The organism is Natranaerobius thermophilus JW/NM-WN-LF, assembly GCF_000020005.1.
GTDB classification, from domain to species: domain Bacteria; phylum Bacillota; class Natranaerobiia; order Natranaerobiales; family Natranaerobiaceae; genus Natranaerobius; species Natranaerobius thermophilus.
In genome coordinates this window covers 1396064-1411827 of sequence record NC_010718.1, presented here as the reverse complement: position 1 = coordinate 1411827, position 15764 = coordinate 1396064, and the positions used below count along the sequence as shown (strand labels likewise).

Sequence of the window (15764 nt, the reverse complement as noted above, 5' to 3'; positions counted from 1 at the left end):
GAGTAAAGGACACATAGCAACTAACAGTGCAGGGAGTTGTAATGGAATTAGATTACTACCCTTTATCTATTATTCACACTGAGTTTTTTTCATTCTGGCCCCGTAGAAGCCATCCCCTAAGTTTAATTCAGGAAAGTACTGTAAAGAATTGTTAGATAAAATCATACCTCCCTGTAAAGTGTCTTCCTTTAAGATAGCTCGTGGAGATTCCATTACAAAATCAGGATGATTTTTTAGGAAATCATTGATTTGGTCTTCATTTTCTTGTGGGTTAATAGTACAAGTACTGTAGACTAAAGTTCCACCCGGTTTGACCAGCTGACTACCTGCTTTTAATAGCTTACCTTGTAGAGTTGATAGACTATTAAGGTCCTGTTCGCTAATTGTCCATTTAAGTTCGGGGCGTTTTCTCAAGGTCCCTAAACCTGAGCATGGAGCATCTATTAGGCACAGGTCAAATTGTCCCTTGAGCTGTTTATTGTTTTCTTGTTGATCCCTAGAAATTAATTTAGTACCATCAGCCTGTTTGACATTAACATTATTGACTTGTAATCGTCGGCATGCTTCTTTAACCAACTTCAGCCGATGTTCATGGATATCTACTGCCAATATCGACCCCTGACCGTCAATCAACTGTACTAAATGAGTGGTTTTACTACCTGGAGCACTACAAAGATCAATAATATTATCACCTTGTTGTGGGTCACAAAGATGCGAAACTACCATGGAGTTTATATCCTGGACTTGAAAATAACCACAATTAAATAATGTATTATTATTCAAATCACCCAAATTATCTACAAGTAAAGCATCATCAATCTTTGAAGAAAGTCTACTCTGAATCCCAGTCATTTCTAATTCATTTTTTAAGTTTTCAAGACTAGTCAAAAGTTTATTGACCCGAATAGCTTCTTCTGGTGTAGAATTATTTTGGTCCATGATTGAAATAGTTTTATCAAGCCCATACTTATCGTACCATAACTTTACCATCCAATAAGGGTGTGAATACTTTACAGATAAATAGTTCAGTAAATCTTGATCCCTTGACGGTAATAATATTTGATCTTTCTTTCTAATTAAGTTTCTTAGAATTCCATTGACAAAATTGGCAATCCCTTTGTGTGTTCTTCTATGAGCAACCTTGACAGTTTCATTAACAGAAGCACTTGGTGGTACTCTATCTAAAAACAGTATTTGATAGGCACCCATTCTTAATAAAAATAAGGCCTTGTTTGATAATTTACTTAAAGGACGATGTGACAGGGTTTTAAGATAATAATCTATTAAACCCTGCCACTGTAAAGTCCCATAAGTAATTCTAGAAGCCAAGGCCTTGTCTTGAGCCAAAAGATCAGTTTTTCCTAAAAGTTGATTTAACACAAGATTGCTATAGGCCTGGTCCTGAATTATTCTCGTATACGCAACAAAGGCCAGTTCTCTAGAAGATTTAATCTTCATAAATTAACGCCTTCCTCGTAACATTATTAAACGGAGTAATTGAGCTAGTGCCATAGCAGTAGCAGCAACATATGTCATCGCCGCAGCATTTAAAACTTGTTTAGTAGGTTTAACTTCATCTGAAGTCAAATAACCGCCGCCTTCTAGGGCTGCAACAGCTCTAGTACTGGCATTAAACTCCACAGGGAGAGTAATTATTTGAAATAACACGGCAAAGAAAAACAGCGCAATTCCTAAATCCATAAAGGTGGTTCCCATACCCTCAGCAAATATAAATCCAATAAAGAACAAGGGTACACCTAGTTTAGAACCAAAACTGGCAGCTGGAAAGACCATATTTCTTAAAGACAGTGCAAAATATCCATCTGCGTGCTGAATAGCATGACCAGTTTCATGGGCTGCTATCCCCAAAGATGCTATAGAGGTGCCGTCATGAACATTTGGAGATAGTCGCACTGCTTTTTTCCTGGGATCGTAATGGTCACTTAGCTCTCCTTTACTTTTCTCAACTCGAACATCAGATAAGCCCGACTTATCCAAAAGAGCCCTGGCAACCTGAGCACCAGTAAACCCTCTCTTACTGGGAACCCTCACATATTTTTGATAGGTTCCTTTCACTTTATTTTGGGCATACATTACAAATATAAACGCTGGTATTACGAATAGAATGAGCCCTGTATCGAAAAAGAACATGGTTCATCGCCTCCTTTAGTTAAATAAATAATAGCATTCTCCACTTCACTTAAATCCACTTGAGTGTCAAAACACGGACCTTGGGGACGCTGATTGACAATACCTAAAACTGGTAGAGGATTAGTATCCAGGATACCACTAGTTAAATCCCTTTCACAAGCCACAGCAATAATTGCCTTGGGACGGATTTCTTTAACTACTTTTCTCGCTAATGTCCCTCCTGTTGCTATTCTAACTGGAACACCATAATCCTCAGATAAGTTTAACAAGCCATCAATGGGACATTTACCACATCTTCGACAATTATTAATTTCCAAATTAATTCTATGAGGACACTGAGAATCTTGCAGACAATGAGGTAATAAGATCAATATTTTATTACTGGATATTTTTCCCTTTAAATCTTTGATTTTAACTTTAACCAGCTGATTATTGACCTCTACAAAGGATTGTTGAATGCGATCCTTTGTTATTTTGAATAGTCTACCTAAGAACATAACTATGGGATAAAACAAGTTTAATGTTAATGAGATCCATTTGTCCAAAAATGGATAATTTTTAGCATTTATTATGGTTAAAATTATACCAATTAATCCAAGGGTAAACATCGCCATCAGGCCAATTATTACAATCGTAGTTATAAATACCATGATTTCAGCTAATATACTGTCTCCACCGGAAAATAACAGCTGACCTAAATACAGCAACAACAAACCACTTAAAACAATAGTTAAACTAACTAAACCGAGAAATAATCTTTTCCTCGCTTCCATAATTTTATCACTTCCTTATTCCAGTTGTATCCCTGATTTTATATCATAGCCCCGAATAAACTGTTCACCAGTCATTGCTTTTTTTCCGGATGGTTGAATTTTTGTTAATATGACAGAACCTTGACAACATTTAACCACAGGTCCTTGTTGGTTTATCTCAATAATTTCACCTGGTTTAGAGTTTGAATTAAATGAACTACTATTGTGAACTTTCGTCTCCCATATTTTTAGGCGTTTGCCTTCAAACTTAGTAAAGGCTCCAGGCCAGGGGTTCAACCCCCTAACTCTATTAAACACTTCTGTATTGGTATATTTAGAAAAATCCAGGTATTCATCTTCTTTTTTTAATTTAGGTGCATAAGAAACTTGATTTTCATCTTGTTTTAAAGGAGTTACTTGATTTTTTTCCAGTAAGTCCATAGTTTCTATTAGCAGTTGGGGGCCAACTGTTATGATTTGTTTATATACATCTCCTGTGGTGTCTGTTTTTCCAATATCTACCGATTCATAATTTAGTATATCCCCTGCGTCCATTTTATCGCACATTTCCATAATAGTCACCCCGGTTTGCTCCTTGCCGTCCATAACAGCTCGATGAATAGGTGCTGCTCCCCTGTATTCCGGTAACAGTGAGGCATGGACATTAATAGCTTTTATCCGAGGTAAATCCAATATTTTTCTGGGTAAGATTTGTCCATAAGCTGCGGTGACTATTAAATGGGGTTCAATATCGGATAAAATCTGATAAGCATAATTATTGTGAATGCTTTCGGGTTGAAATACATCTATTCCAAGCTCCTCAGCTTTTCTTTTAGCCGGAGGTGGTTGCAATTCCTTCCCCCGACCTTTTCTTCTATCTGGTTGTGTTACAACTAAGTTCAAATTGTGGGTGCTTCGAGCAATTGCCTCAATAAAAGGAACTGAAAAGTCTGGTGTACCCATGAATATAGTTCGCATAAATATACCACCTCAATTTAATGAGATTCCTCTTCCCTAAACACTTCTTCTGCCCTGTCAATAAAAGTAATACCATCCAAATGATCTATTTCGTGCTGTAAAGCCCGGGCCAATAATCCCTCTGCTTCTATAATCATTTCTTCTTCCTGGGGATTCAGAGCTTTCACTGTAACTTTAACAGGTCTAGTGACCCGCCCCTGTAATCCAGGATAACTCAAACAACCTTCCAAGGCTTTTTCTTGCTCATCGGAAGTATCAACTATTTCTGGGTTTATTAACTGATAAATTTCATCTTCACCTATATCAACAACAATCACTCTTTTTGATATTCCTATTTGTGGTGCTGCTAGGCCAATTCCTTCAGCTTCATACATGGTATCAAGCATGTTTGTTAACAGTCTTTCCAATCTATCATCTATATTTGTAACTTTTTTGGCCTTCCGTTTAAGTACAGGATCATCATTAGTTCTAATTTTTTTAATCGCCAATATTATTGCCACCTCCAAAGATGCAAACTACTCTGTAAAGCTTTTTTTACAGCCTATATTATAGTAAGTTTAAAGGATCTACATCAATTGCCATTCTTATTTTTCCCTGTTGAGATAAATTATTTTTTGTTGTAAGCAAGTAATCTCGAAGTTGTTCATCTATTATTTCTTGATTATTTAGATCAAGCCTTAACATTAGATGCCATCTAAATTCATCCTTGATTTTAGGTATGGGACAAGGGGTAGGACCTAACACTTCATAGCCCATATCCTGCAATTTTTGTGATAGTTCCTCTACCTGATGGGATACAGCCTGTTCATAAGGAGACCTTAACATAATCCTGATCATTCTCTTAAATGGAGGATAACCTAATTTTTTACGTAAAGCAAGTTCTTCCCCGGTAAATTTACGCACATTTTCATTTTTAACTGCTTCAATGCTGTAATGATCTGGATTATAAGTTTGTATTACTACTTGCCCTCGCTGATTATTGTCTCTGCGTCCTGCCCTTCCAGCTACTTGAGTTAATAATTGAAATGTTTTTTCACCAGCTCGAAAATCTGGCAAATTAAGAGCCGTGTCTGCTGTAATTATACCAACAAGAGAAACGTCAGGGAAATCAAGACCCTTAGCTATCATTTGAGTGCCAATTAGCACATTTGCCTGTTTATTTTTGAACTTTCCCAATAATTCTTGATGGGAGTTCTTTTTCCGAGTTGTATCCACATCCATTCTAATAGTTTTTAAATCAGGTAAATATTTTTTTAGTTCTCTTTCTATTTTTTGAGTTCCTGTACCAAATTCTTTGATTTTATCGCTATTACAATCCGGACAAAATTTTGATAGGGGTTCTGTGTAATCACAATAATGACACAACAATTGATTAATTGATTTATGGTATGTCAGAGTAACTTCACATCTCGGACAGGTTACAGTATAGCCACATTCTCTACAGAGTAGAAATGTAGAATACCCTCTTCTATTTAAAAATAAAATCGTCTGTTCGCCTTTATCTGTAACTTCTTTTAGCTTTAATATTAATTCTCTACTGAATACCGACTTATTGCCCTTCTGAAATTCTTCTTTCATGTCAATCACAGATATATCGGGAAGTTCAACATCTCCTACTCTCTCAGGTAATTCTGCCAAATTGTAATCATCTGACTTGACTCGGTGTATACTTTCTAAAGATGGAGTAGCTGTTCCAAGTAACAATTGACCATCTTTAAACTGACATCTTCGTTCAGCTACCTCCCTAGCATGGTACCGGGGCAATTCTTCTTGTTTGTAGGAGCCTTCTTGCTCTTCATCGATAATAATTAACCCGAGATTTGAAAAAGGTGCAAATACAGCAGATCGAGGCCCCACAACTATATTAGCTTTACCCCACAACATTTTCTCCCATTGATCTAATCTTTCCCCATGACTCAATTTACTGTGTGTAACAGCCACTTGGTTTCCAAATCTTCCAACAAACCGTTCAATTGTTTGGGGAGTTAGGGAGATTTCGGGTATCAATACTATCGTCTGCAGTCCTTGCTGTAAATACGATTCAATCAATTGAAGATAAATTTCAGTTTTACCACTCCCGGTTACCCCAAATAGTAAAAAAGGCTTCGGCTTCTTAGGAGAAGTGTTATCACAACTACCTCTACCCTGATTCTTGATTAATTTTAGCACAGTTTTTTGGGCCTGTGTAGGTTCTTTAGGTTTATACTCTTCGATTTGTTTGAAATCAATGGGTTCCCTATAGGATCGACTACTTTGGATATTAATTATTCCCTTCCCATAAAGAGATTCTACCGGGGATTTTGTGATTTTTAACTCATCTAGTAACTGATCAAGAGCTAAGGGTGAATTACTAAGTAAGCGTTCAAGAACTTTCCTTTGTTTAGGTGCCTTAGCACTGTCTAGTAATTTTCTAGCTTCAGTTATATCTGCTATAGACACGTATTTTTTATAAATGCGATTCACTCCTGATTTTAACCCCTGGGGAACCATAATATTGTAAGCTTTAGACAGCGAACATAAATAATAGCTGCTCATCCACTGGGCAAGTTCCATGATATCTTCCGGGAGAGGTTGATCTGATAGGACTTGATTCACGTTTTTTATCTTATCTTTGGATAAAGAAGTAGTTCCAGTCACTTCATTGACAACTGCATTAACATTTCTCTTACCAAAAGGAACTTTAACTAAAGAACCCCGAGTGACCCTAGATTCCAAATGTGGTGTTATTTTATATGTGAATTGCCTGTCCAATTCATCGGATACGATATCTAGAATTGTTACATGACAGTATTTCATAAACCCTTAAAACCTCCCCCAGTTTTTAACATTGGTGCTGTTATATTTAGTTGTTGATACTGTAATATTTACAGTTATCAATATTCAACTATCCACATTCAACTTTAATACAACCTAGCTATTAAATTGACCGACCTATCCCAGGTCGGTCAATTTAATAAGTTCTCAATTTCAGCTAGAAGATGCTCGGCTAATTCTAACTTTGACATGGTATCTAATTCTTTACAGGAGCCATCCTCAAAAAACAGAGTTACAGTATTTATATCTTTTCCAAAACCTGCTTTATCGGAACTGATATCATTTACAACTATCATATCCAAGTTCTTTTTAGTTAATTTAGCTCTCGCATGCTCGTAAATATTGTCAGTTTCTGCAGCAAAGCCAATGACAAGCTTATCACCTTTTTTTTCGCCAACTTCCTTTAATATGTCAGGATTACGGACTAGAGTCAACTGATATTGATCATCCTGCTGATTTTCTTTCTTTAATTTATTGTGGTAAGTTTCCTGGGGGCGATAATCACTGACTGCTGCAGTTTTTATAATCACATCTGATCTATCCAAATTCGCCATAACCTGTTCATACATATCCCTTGCTGATGTAACTGAGATCAATTCGACCCCTTCTGGTGGTGTTAAACTAGTGGAAGCAGAAATTAGTATTACATGAGCGCCGTCATTTACTGCAGCTTGGGCAATTGAGTAACCCATTTTCCCGGAACTTGGATTAGTTAAGTATCGGACCGGGTCTAGTTTTTCCATCGTGGCACCCGCAGTCACCATAACAGTATATCCTCTTAACATTTGTCCTGGACTTGGATCAGCTGCTTCTTTATCAAAAAAATTAGCCACCTGATCAACTATTTGTTCTACAGGAGCTAGACGGCCTTTTCCTTCATCACCACAAGCTAATTTACCAGAATCCGGATCAATAATCTGGTATCCGTATTGTTCCAACTTAGACAAATTATCTTGAACAGCGGGATGCTGATACATACCCGTATTCATTGCTGGAGCAATCATACAGTGGGCTTTGCTAGCTATTAAAGTAGTGGAAACAAAATCATCACACACTCCAGAAACTAACTTGCCAATAATATTTGCGGTTGCAGGACAGATTAACACTAAATCACACCACTGGGCCCAACTAATGTGTTCTACGTCCCAATTTGCTTCTCTAGAAAACATATCAGAAGCCACGGGATTTTGGGTTACTGTTTCAAAAGTAAGGGGTGTAACGAATTCTTTTGCAGATTCAGTCATCATAACCTTTACATTAAAACCGGCTTTTCTCAAGCGGCTGCAAATTTCCACGCTTTTATAAGCTGCAATCCCACCTGTAACTGCAACTAAAATATTACCTTGTCTTTGGTCAGACACTATACTCGCCCCTCTTTCCTTGTTCAGCTCTACTTTTTATGATAATTTAGCTTATTCGCATCAATTTCTTTTAGGGCTACAGTAACACTTTTTGGTGATTTGTTCTCAACTAAAGAAGGAGAGCCATCCACTATCTCCCTTGCTCGCTTGGCAACAGCAATAACCAGAGAGTACTTACTCTCCACCTGTTCTACTAAGTTATCAACTGCAGGTTCATTCATTATCTATCACCTCTTTAACGAGTTTTTGTCCAACCCTGCTAACACTGCATTTTTCAGCTTTGATAACTGAATAAATCAAGTCAGCAGTGTCACCTATATTATTATTAACAACTGCATAGTCGTATTGATGTACAGTTTTAATTTCATTTTTTGCTGCCGTTAATCGCGTCTGCATATCCTTATCTTGTTCAGTTCCCCGCTTTCGGATACGCTTGTGTAATTCATCCAAGGATGGTGGTAATAAGAAAATAAATACACCATTTGGACATCGTTGCTTTACCTGTAATGCTCCTTGAATATCAATTTCTAAGACAACACTTTTACCTTCTCTAAGTTTAGAGTTGACAAATTTTCTTGGTGTCCCGTAATAATTACCAAATACTTCTGCCCACTCTAAAAATTCATCATCAGCGATCATTTCTTGAAATTCACTTTTCGAAACAAAGTAATAATCTTCTCCATGGATTTCTCCAGCTCTTGGAGATCTGGTAGTCATAGAGATAGAATATTCCAAATCCGAGTATTTATCAAGTAAATGATCACAAATAGTACCTTTTCCTACTCCTGATGGACCAGAAAGAACTACTAGTAAACCTTCTTTTTTCATAGTTTGTCCCACCTATATTTAATTTATTTCTTCATCGTCCTCTGAGGAATCAGTGTGTAGTCTTTGTTTAACTGTTTCCGGTTGAACAGCTGATAAAATAACATGATCACTATCGGTGATCACAACTGCTCTAGTTCGCCTACCATATGTGGCATCGATTAACATTCCCCGATCTCTACCTTCTGTTACAATCCTCTTAATTGGAGCTGACTCAGGACTCACTATAGCCACAATCCTGTTTGCGGATACTATGTTTCCGAATCCTATGTTTACAAGTTTAATTGACACGTCATCTCCTCCTTTTTTAGTCTTCCCATATCATGCATACCTCTAGTATAGCTTAAAATATAGGAATAATGCAAGTTGTCTTTAATATTCTCAATCATTCTACATTCTGCACCTGTTCTCTAATTTTTTCTATAATACTCTTGGCTTCGATTACTAACTTTGAAATAATTTCATCATTGGATTTTGAAGCAATAGTATTAATTTCTCTAATCATTTCTTGAACTAGGAAATCAAGTTTTTTCCCTATAGCACCTTCTTCCTCTACAAACTGTTCTATTTGATTGAGGTGACTATGCATGCGAACCAGCTCTTCATCTATATTAGCTTTATCCGAATAAATTGCTGCTTCTTGAATAATACGATTTTCATCAATGTCGTGTTCGCTTAAAAGTTCGCTTAGGCGTTGAGTCAATCTTTCATATCCTTTGTTTTCAGAATAAGACTTTCTATTATCTATTTCTGAAACAATCTCTTGTAAATGCTTGCTCTGATCAATGATATCAGTTTTTAATTTCTTACCTTCTCGCTCTTTCATTTCCACTACTTCATCTAATGCTTCTAAAATGCCATGATATATAGCCTCCCAGGCACTCTCTTCGTCTATATCGGATTGCTCTAGAGAAAAAACTTCAGGCATTTTTGCCAAAACTGGAAGTAGCGGCTGTTCAGCCTCTCCCGTTAATTTTTTAAGCTCTTGCAATCCTTGCCAGTAACTTTCTGCCAGAGATTTATTAAACTTGGCTTCAATGTTTTGTTGATCTGTAAAATGGATTTTAAACCTAACTTCAACTCTACCTCTGGCCACTTTCCGAGAAATTTCTTGTCTAATTTTATCCTCTAAAGAAAACAGTTCCTTAGGCCCTTTCACATTAATATCCAAGTATTTGTGATTAAGGGTTTTAACGTCAACTTTTCCCTCCATTTCAGGAGCTGAGATATCACCACTACCAAATCCTGTCATGCTGTACAATTTTGGAGCCCCCTTGTGTGATACAACTGTTATATAACTCTATTTAATTAATTCTAGCCGATTTGATTATATTTAATCACTATTTAATTGTCAAAATTCTAGGTATCTGTTTTAGTAAGTAGCTAATAATCGTAGGGATTAATGACAGAACAAAAATTACCGACCAGTGTTCCCAACTCAAACGATAGGTATCAAATATAGTAGCCAGAGGTTCTAAATAGATCACTGCACAAAACAGGGCGAAGGATAGTAAGACAGCTCCCATCACTTGAGGGGTCTTAAATATTTTAGATAAAGTAAAGCCTCCCTTTAAATTTTGACATTCAAAAACAAATAGCAACTGACTAACAACTAGAGTACTGAAAGCCATAGTTCTGGCAAAATCAATTGAGTGAGGTGTAAACTCCAAACCACGCATAAAAGCAAATACACTTACTAGGCTAATCAAGAATCCACGCCCAACTATAGATTCAAATAAACCACCGGAAAAAATACTTTCCTGAGGTGATTTTGGTTTTCTCTGCATGAGATCATCTTCTTTTGGAGCTACCCCTAGGGCTATGGCAGGGAAGCCGTCTGTCACTAAATTAACCCATAAGATTTGAATTGGTTTCAAAGGTAATGGCAAACCAATCAACATGGCAAAGAACATTGTCAATATTTCACCAAAATTACATGCTAATAAGAACTTAATAAATTTCTTTATATTGTCGTAAATCCCCCGACCTTCCTCAATAGCTGATTCTATAGTGGCAAAGTTATCATCTGCCAGGATTAGCTCAGCAGCTCCTTTAGTTACATCAGTTCCCGTGACACCCATAGAAATTCCAATATCAGCCGATTTAATAGCAGGCGCATCATTAATCCCGTCTCCTGTCATGGCTACTATATTACCTTGCCTTTTTAATGCCGTTACTATTCTCAACTTATGTTTTGGAGACACCCGGGCAAAAACTTTTATTCTGTCAATAATCTGAGCTAATTTGTCATCACTAATATTGTCTAGCTCTTTCCCTTCCATGACTTTACCATTTTCCTCGTTAAGAAGATTGATTTTCTTTGCAATGGCAACAGCTGTGGCTTTATGATCACCTGTAATCATCTTAGTTTTAACTCCAGCTCTCAAACATCTAGTAATTGAATATTTCACTTTTTCTCTAGGGGGATCCAATAAACCTATTATACCTACAAAAGTTAATTGGGACTCCAGATCTGCCAAATTGTGTTTATAGCGTTCGTATTGCTCCCTTGTGATATATTTATAACCCATGGCAATGTTTCGTAAAGCATTATTGGCCATGTTTTCATTTTCCTTGAAAATTTCTTGGGACTTGGATTCAGTTAGCTTCTGAGGAGCTTTGTCTCCATGAATTTGAGTACATCTAGGCAAAATCATTTCAGGAGCACCTTTAGTTACTAATAATATACTTTCTTGGGACTCCCAACCTTTACCATCTATCTGATAAAACACACTCATCCGTTTTCTATCAGAATCAAATTGTAATTCATCCAAAAAGGAATAGTAAGTCAAGAGTTGGTCCGGAGAGTACCCTTCATCTAAAGCTTTTGCCATCAAAGCCTTTTCCGTGGGTTCTCCCCTTACTATTCCACGTCCTTCTTCATAAACCGAGTGATTACATAGAATAGCTATTTTATGACACATTTTCAGGGCCTCAGGCTCATCAGGAGCATATATTTCATCAACTTTCATTTCGTTAGTAGTCAATGTACCTGTTTTATCTGCACAAATAACAGTAGCAGAACCCAGGGTTTCAACGGCAGGTAATTTCCTGACTAGAGCTTTCCGCTTCATCATTCTTTGAACACCTACTGCTAAAGCTATAGTAACGACAGCAGGCAGCCCTTCTGGTATAGCTGCTACGGCTAGACTGACACCAGCCATGAACATTTTATATACAGGTTCTCCTCTAAATATTCCAAGAATGGCAACTAATAGACAAACTACCAGGCAAACTGTGACGAGAATCTTACCTAAGTAAGCCAGGCGTTTTTGTAAAGGTGTTTCTTCTGCGTCGTCTTTTTCCGACAGCATATATGCTATCTGTCCCATTTCCGTATCTTGGCCGGTACCCGTAACCACTCCTTTTGCAGTTCCTTTAGATACCATGGTCCCCATAAAAGCCATATTAGAAATATCGCCGGTTGAGTCGGGATAAAAATTTAGTGTATCAGTGTGTTTCTTAACAGGTACCGACTCTCCTGTTAGTTCAGCTTCTGTTATCTCTAGGCCTTGTTCTTCTATTAAACGTAAATCTGCTGGCACTCTTGAACCCGTATCAATAAAAACCACATCTCCTGGAACCAAATCCAGGGCATAAACTTCTTGATATTGATTATCCCTGATAACCCACGATTTAGGTGCAGTCAATTGTTTTAAAGCATCTAGTGACTGCTCTGCTTTATATTCCTGATAAAAACCTAGTATGGCATTCAAGAACACAATTGCTATAATAGTTACTGCATCTGTATACTCACCTAACAGACCTGATATTAAAGTAGCAACCAGTAAAACCAGAACCATAAAATCTCGAAATTGATCTATTAAAACATCCCACCATTTGACACCCTTATCAGTGGGTAAAACATTGTCACCATATTGACCTTGTCGCTTGTGAGCTTCATTGGTAGTTAATCCTTGCTCAATATTTGTATTAAGCTCTTTCGCCACATCTTTAGTTGATACAAAATAAAATGACATAGATGTTCCCCCTCCAAATAAACCGGCTACTCCTAATTCCTATTACATAAATTTAAAAATAATACTTTTATCAAGGGTAAAATTTGACCCGATCTTTAATACCATTTATACTCTAATTGATACTTGAAACGGAGGGAACAATCTAATGCCAATAGACGGTTTTACCATCAGAGGAATTGTAGGCGAGTTACAAAAAATAATTGGTTCTAAAATTAACCAAATTCATCAACCTCAAAAAGAAGTTATTACTCTAAAATTATATGGAAGAAGTGGCCAGAACACGTTGTTATTAAGTGCTCATCCCAAGTACTGTCGCGTGAATCTAACTGAAAAGAAACTGGAAAACCCGGCTTCTCCCAGCTCATTTTGTATGTTTTTGCGTAAATTTTTAGTTGGAGGAAAAATTACCGATATTGTTCAGTATCATGGTGATCGGATAGTTGATATTCACATAAAACGCAGGGATGAGTTTGATTTGACCGAAGAATTCCTGTTAACTTGTGAAATAATGGGTAAGCACAGTAATGTGATTTTAGTCAATAAAAAAACAAAGAGAATTATGGATGCTTTAAGGCGTATTCAAAGAGAACTCTCTGCCTCTGATCAAAGAGAATTAGTGCCGGGGACCCTATTTGAACGACCACCAGCTCCAGATAAACTAGATCCCTTTTCTGAAAATCTAGATAAAGATAAGTTTAATAAACTATTATCTCAATACCAAAATCAAATAGATAAACTGTTTTTTGATAACTTTTTAGGAGTAAGTCCCTTTTTATCAAAGCAAATAATAAATACTACCTACCCAGAAGGTGTAGAAGCTAACGAGCTGTATAATATTTGGGAAAAAATTATAAATGATATAATGTCCCTGTCATATCAACCTGTTATTGTTTATGACAAAACCACAACTGAGATGAAGGATGTTTATTGGGATAATAGATTTTATAATACTGATAATTTTAAATTAGTCGAGTACGATACATTAAATCAAGCAATAGATGATTTTGCTCATTATAAGGGACAAGAAGAACTGGCTAAGCAATTAAAATCACAACTAAAGAAAAAACTATCCGGAGCAGCTAAAAAAGCAAGAAAAAAACTTAAAAAACAAACAAAGGAATATGAAACTTCGGAAGGTGGTACTAAATACAAAAAATATGGTGAACTCTTAAGTGCTAATTATCATTTAGTTAATAATGCACATACCGAAACAGTAGAAGTTTACGATTATTATCAAGATCCTCCCAAACTACTAGGAATTAAAATCGACCCATCTAAAACTCCAGGAGAAAACATTGACCATTACTTTAAAAAATTTAAAAAATGCACCAATCGTATCAAAAAACTAGGAACTGAGATAAAGAAAACCAGGCAGGAAATTTCTTATTTGGAAGGCTTACTATTCCAAGTCGATGAAGCAGCTAAATTGGAGGAACTAAAAGACATTAGGCAGGAGCTAATGGAGCAAGGTTACTTAAAGAAACAAACTAAAGACCGAGAAAAAGCCCCTCGAGGTAGTGAAGGTGATTTTATCAAATATACTTCTAGTGATGGTTTTACAATTATGGTAGGAAAAAACAATAAACAGAACGATCGCTTAACGTTAAAGAAGGCTTCCAAAAACGACACTTGGTTTCACACCAAGGAAATTGCAGGAACTCATGTAATTGTTAAAGGTGATAATATTCCGGAAGCAACTATCCTTGAAGCTGCACAAGTTGCGGCATACCATTCTAAAGCTAGAAACTCTGAAAATGTACCTGTGGATTACACTCAAATTAAAAACGTCAGAAAACCCAAAGGAGCAAAACCAGGAATGGTAATTTATGATAATCACAAGACTTTATATGTGGATCCAAAGTTACCACAAACTGACTCCAACTAATTCAATATAATTTGAAATCATTTTTTATCTAAAATTGGTTTTGTCACTTCTGGTTAGTTTAGAAATCAGGTTCATCATATCTGAGGGCAGGGGAGCTCTAAAAACCATAGTCTTTTTAAATACAGGATGAGTAAATGCTAAGGAAAAAGAGTGAAGAGCCTGCCCTGTTAAATTTTTATCTATATCTACGTTTTTTCCGGTTTTTCCTCTATAAACTGGGTCACCTAAAAGGGGATAACCTAAATGGCTTAAATGTACTCTAATCTGATGAGTGCGTCCGGTCTCTAAAGAGCATTTCAAATAAGATATTTTTTCGGGATTTTGAAAACTTCGCAACATCTCAACTTTCGTAATTGCTCTCTTTCCTCCATGAACTACAGCCATTTTTTTCCTGTTTCTGGGATCTCTTCCTATTGGTAAATCAATTGTAGCTTTCTTCTTGGAAAAGTCTCCTATAACTAGTGCTAAATAAGTTCTGGCTACACGCCTGTTTTTGATTTCCTCCGATAAAATATCATGGGTTTCATTTTGCTTTGCAACTACCAACAAACCAGAAGTATCCTTGTCCAAGCGATGTACAATACCGGGTCTCTCGTAAGAAGTACCATCTGATAAATTTTGACAATGATATAATAGAGCATTAACCATGGTATCTCGATAGTTCCCGGCTCCAGGATGAACTACCATATTTCTCGGCTTATTGACAACCAAAAGATATTCATCTTCGTAGACAATATCTAAGGGTATAGACTGGGGAATTAGAGTTATCTCAGATTGAATTAATTGAGTGTCCACTTTTACCACATCTCCAGAGGTAATGGAATAGCTAGCCTTAACCCAATTGTCATTTACCATCACACTGTTATTGTTTATTAACATTTTTGCTTTACTTCGGCTTAAGTCCTCGATCTGTTCACTTAAGTACAGATCCAGCCTCAATCCCTCATCTTTCTCTTTAGGGATCAATTCATAGTCTGTATTTATAGACTGGGCCTTTTTATATCTTTCCAATACAAGC

The 15764-nt window shown here is 36.6% G+C and carries 14 protein-coding genes; 1 reads left to right on the top strand and 13 read right to left on the bottom strand.

Annotated features, from left to right (window positions below; translation table 11 throughout):
• Nucleotides 1-69: 69 nt before the first annotated feature.
• The 12 genes from rsmB to NTHER_RS06715 form a co-directional block, all read right to left on the bottom strand.
• Nucleotides 70-1458 (bottom strand): 16S rRNA (cytosine(967)-C(5))-methyltransferase RsmB, encoded by a 1389-nt coding sequence (rsmB, locus tag NTHER_RS06770; protein WP_012447795.1) that lies wholly within the window; start codon nucleotides 1456-1458, stop codon nucleotides 70-72.
• A 3-nt stretch (nucleotides 1459-1461) separates the two neighbouring features.
• A complete protein-coding gene (locus NTHER_RS06765; RefSeq protein ID WP_012447794.1) occupies nucleotides 1462-2151 on the bottom strand; it encodes a zinc metallopeptidase in 690 nt (229 codons plus the stop codon).
• Entirely contained in the window at nucleotides 2115-2924 is an 810-nt protein-coding gene (locus NTHER_RS06760; protein WP_012447793.1) for a DUF116 domain-containing protein, read from the bottom strand. The genes NTHER_RS06765 and NTHER_RS06760 overlap by 37 nt, the downstream gene beginning before the upstream one ends.
• Nucleotides 2925-2939: 15 nt before the next feature.
• Nucleotides 2940-3881 carry a methionyl-tRNA formyltransferase gene (fmt, locus tag NTHER_RS06755; RefSeq protein ID WP_012447792.1) on the bottom strand — a complete coding sequence of 314 codons (942 nt, stop codon included), beginning with the start codon at nucleotides 3879-3881 and terminating at the stop codon, nucleotides 2940-2942.
• 17 nt (nucleotides 3882-3898) lie between these two features.
• Entirely contained in the window at nucleotides 3899-4369 is a 471-nt protein-coding gene (gene def, locus NTHER_RS06750) for a peptide deformylase (protein ID WP_012447791.1), read from the bottom strand.
• 58 nt (nucleotides 4370-4427) lie between these two features.
• Entirely contained in the window at nucleotides 4428-6677 is a 2250-nt protein-coding gene (gene priA, locus NTHER_RS06745; protein ID WP_012447790.1) for a primosomal protein N', read from the bottom strand.
• A 149-nt stretch (nucleotides 6678-6826) separates the two neighbouring features.
• A complete protein-coding gene (gene coaBC / locus NTHER_RS06740) occupies nucleotides 6827-8056 on the bottom strand; it encodes a bifunctional phosphopantothenoylcysteine decarboxylase/phosphopantothenate--cysteine ligase CoaBC (RefSeq protein ID WP_012447789.1) in 1230 nt (409 codons plus the stop codon).
• Between the two features lie 29 nt (nucleotides 8057-8085).
• On the bottom strand, nucleotides 8086-8277 hold the full coding sequence (gene rpoZ / locus NTHER_RS06735) for a DNA-directed RNA polymerase subunit omega (RefSeq protein WP_012447788.1): 192 nt from the start codon (nucleotides 8275-8277) through the stop codon (nucleotides 8086-8088).
• On the bottom strand, nucleotides 8270-8884 hold the full coding sequence (gene gmk / locus NTHER_RS06730; protein WP_012447787.1) for a guanylate kinase: 615 nt from the start codon (nucleotides 8882-8884) through the stop codon (nucleotides 8270-8272). Before gmk ends, rpoZ begins: the two co-directional genes overlap by 8 nt.
• Nucleotides 8885-8902: 18 nt before the next feature.
• Nucleotides 8903-9172, bottom strand: a complete 270-nt coding sequence (gene remA, locus NTHER_RS06725) for an extracellular matrix/biofilm regulator RemA (protein WP_012447786.1) — start codon at nucleotides 9170-9172, stop codon at nucleotides 8903-8905.
• Nucleotides 9173-9266: 94 nt separating this feature from the next.
• Nucleotides 9267-10133 (bottom strand): YicC/YloC family endoribonuclease, encoded by an 867-nt coding sequence (locus NTHER_RS06720; protein ID WP_041367545.1) that lies wholly within the window; start codon nucleotides 10131-10133, stop codon nucleotides 9267-9269.
• A gap of 88 nt (nucleotides 10134-10221) precedes the next feature.
• The gene (locus NTHER_RS06715) at nucleotides 10222-12861 is read right to left on the bottom strand and encodes a calcium-translocating P-type ATPase, PMCA-type (RefSeq protein WP_012447784.1); all 2640 of its coding nucleotides are present in this window, start codon (nucleotides 12859-12861) and stop codon (nucleotides 10222-10224) included.
• Between the two features lie 145 nt (nucleotides 12862-13006).
• Between NTHER_RS06715 and NTHER_RS06710 the strand changes: the two genes are divergently transcribed.
• Nucleotides 13007-14746, top strand: coding sequence for an Rqc2 family fibronectin-binding protein (locus tag NTHER_RS06710; protein ID WP_012447783.1), 1740 nt, complete (start codon nucleotides 13007-13009; stop codon nucleotides 14744-14746).
• A gap of 24 nt (nucleotides 14747-14770) precedes the next feature.
• Here the strand turns inward: NTHER_RS06710 and NTHER_RS06705 are convergent, their stop codons facing one another.
• On the bottom strand, nucleotides 14771-15757 hold the full coding sequence (locus NTHER_RS06705) for an RluA family pseudouridine synthase (RefSeq protein WP_012447782.1): 987 nt from the start codon (nucleotides 15755-15757) through the stop codon (nucleotides 14771-14773).
• Between the last annotated feature and the right edge of the window lie 7 nt (nucleotides 15758-15764).

Excerpts from the sequence above, each read along its gene's own strand:
- rsmB (WP_012447795.1), bottom strand. The coding sequence starts at position 1,458 with ATGAAGATTAAATCTTCTAGAGAACTGGCCTTTGTTGCGTATACGAGA.
- priA (WP_012447790.1), bottom strand. The coding sequence starts at position 6,677 with ATGAAATACTGTCATGTAACAATTCTAGATATCGTATCCGATGAATTG.
- NTHER_RS06710 (WP_012447783.1), top strand. The coding sequence starts at position 13,007 with ATGCCAATAGACGGTTTTACCATCAGAGGAATTGTAGGCGAGTTACAA.
- rpoZ (WP_012447788.1), bottom strand. The coding sequence starts at position 8,277 with ATGAATGAACCTGCAGTTGATAACTTAGTAGAACAGGTGGAGAGTAAG.
- NTHER_RS06715 (WP_012447784.1), bottom strand. The coding sequence starts at position 12,861 with ATGTCATTTTATTTTGTATCAACTAAAGATGTGGCGAAAGAGCTTAAT.
- fmt (WP_012447792.1), bottom strand. The coding sequence starts at position 3,881 with ATGCGAACTATATTCATGGGTACACCAGACTTTTCAGTTCCTTTTATT.
- gmk (WP_012447787.1), bottom strand. The coding sequence starts at position 8,884 with ATGAAAAAAGAAGGTTTACTAGTAGTTCTTTCTGGTCCATCAGGAGTA.
- NTHER_RS06720 (WP_041367545.1), bottom strand. The coding sequence starts at position 10,133 with ATGACAGGATTTGGTAGTGGTGATATCTCAGCTCCTGAAATGGAGGGA.
- NTHER_RS06760 (WP_012447793.1), bottom strand. The coding sequence starts at position 2,924 with ATGGAAGCGAGGAAAAGATTATTTCTCGGTTTAGTTAGTTTAACTATT.
- NTHER_RS06765 (WP_012447794.1), bottom strand. The coding sequence starts at position 2,151 with ATGTTCTTTTTCGATACAGGGCTCATTCTATTCGTAATACCAGCGTTT.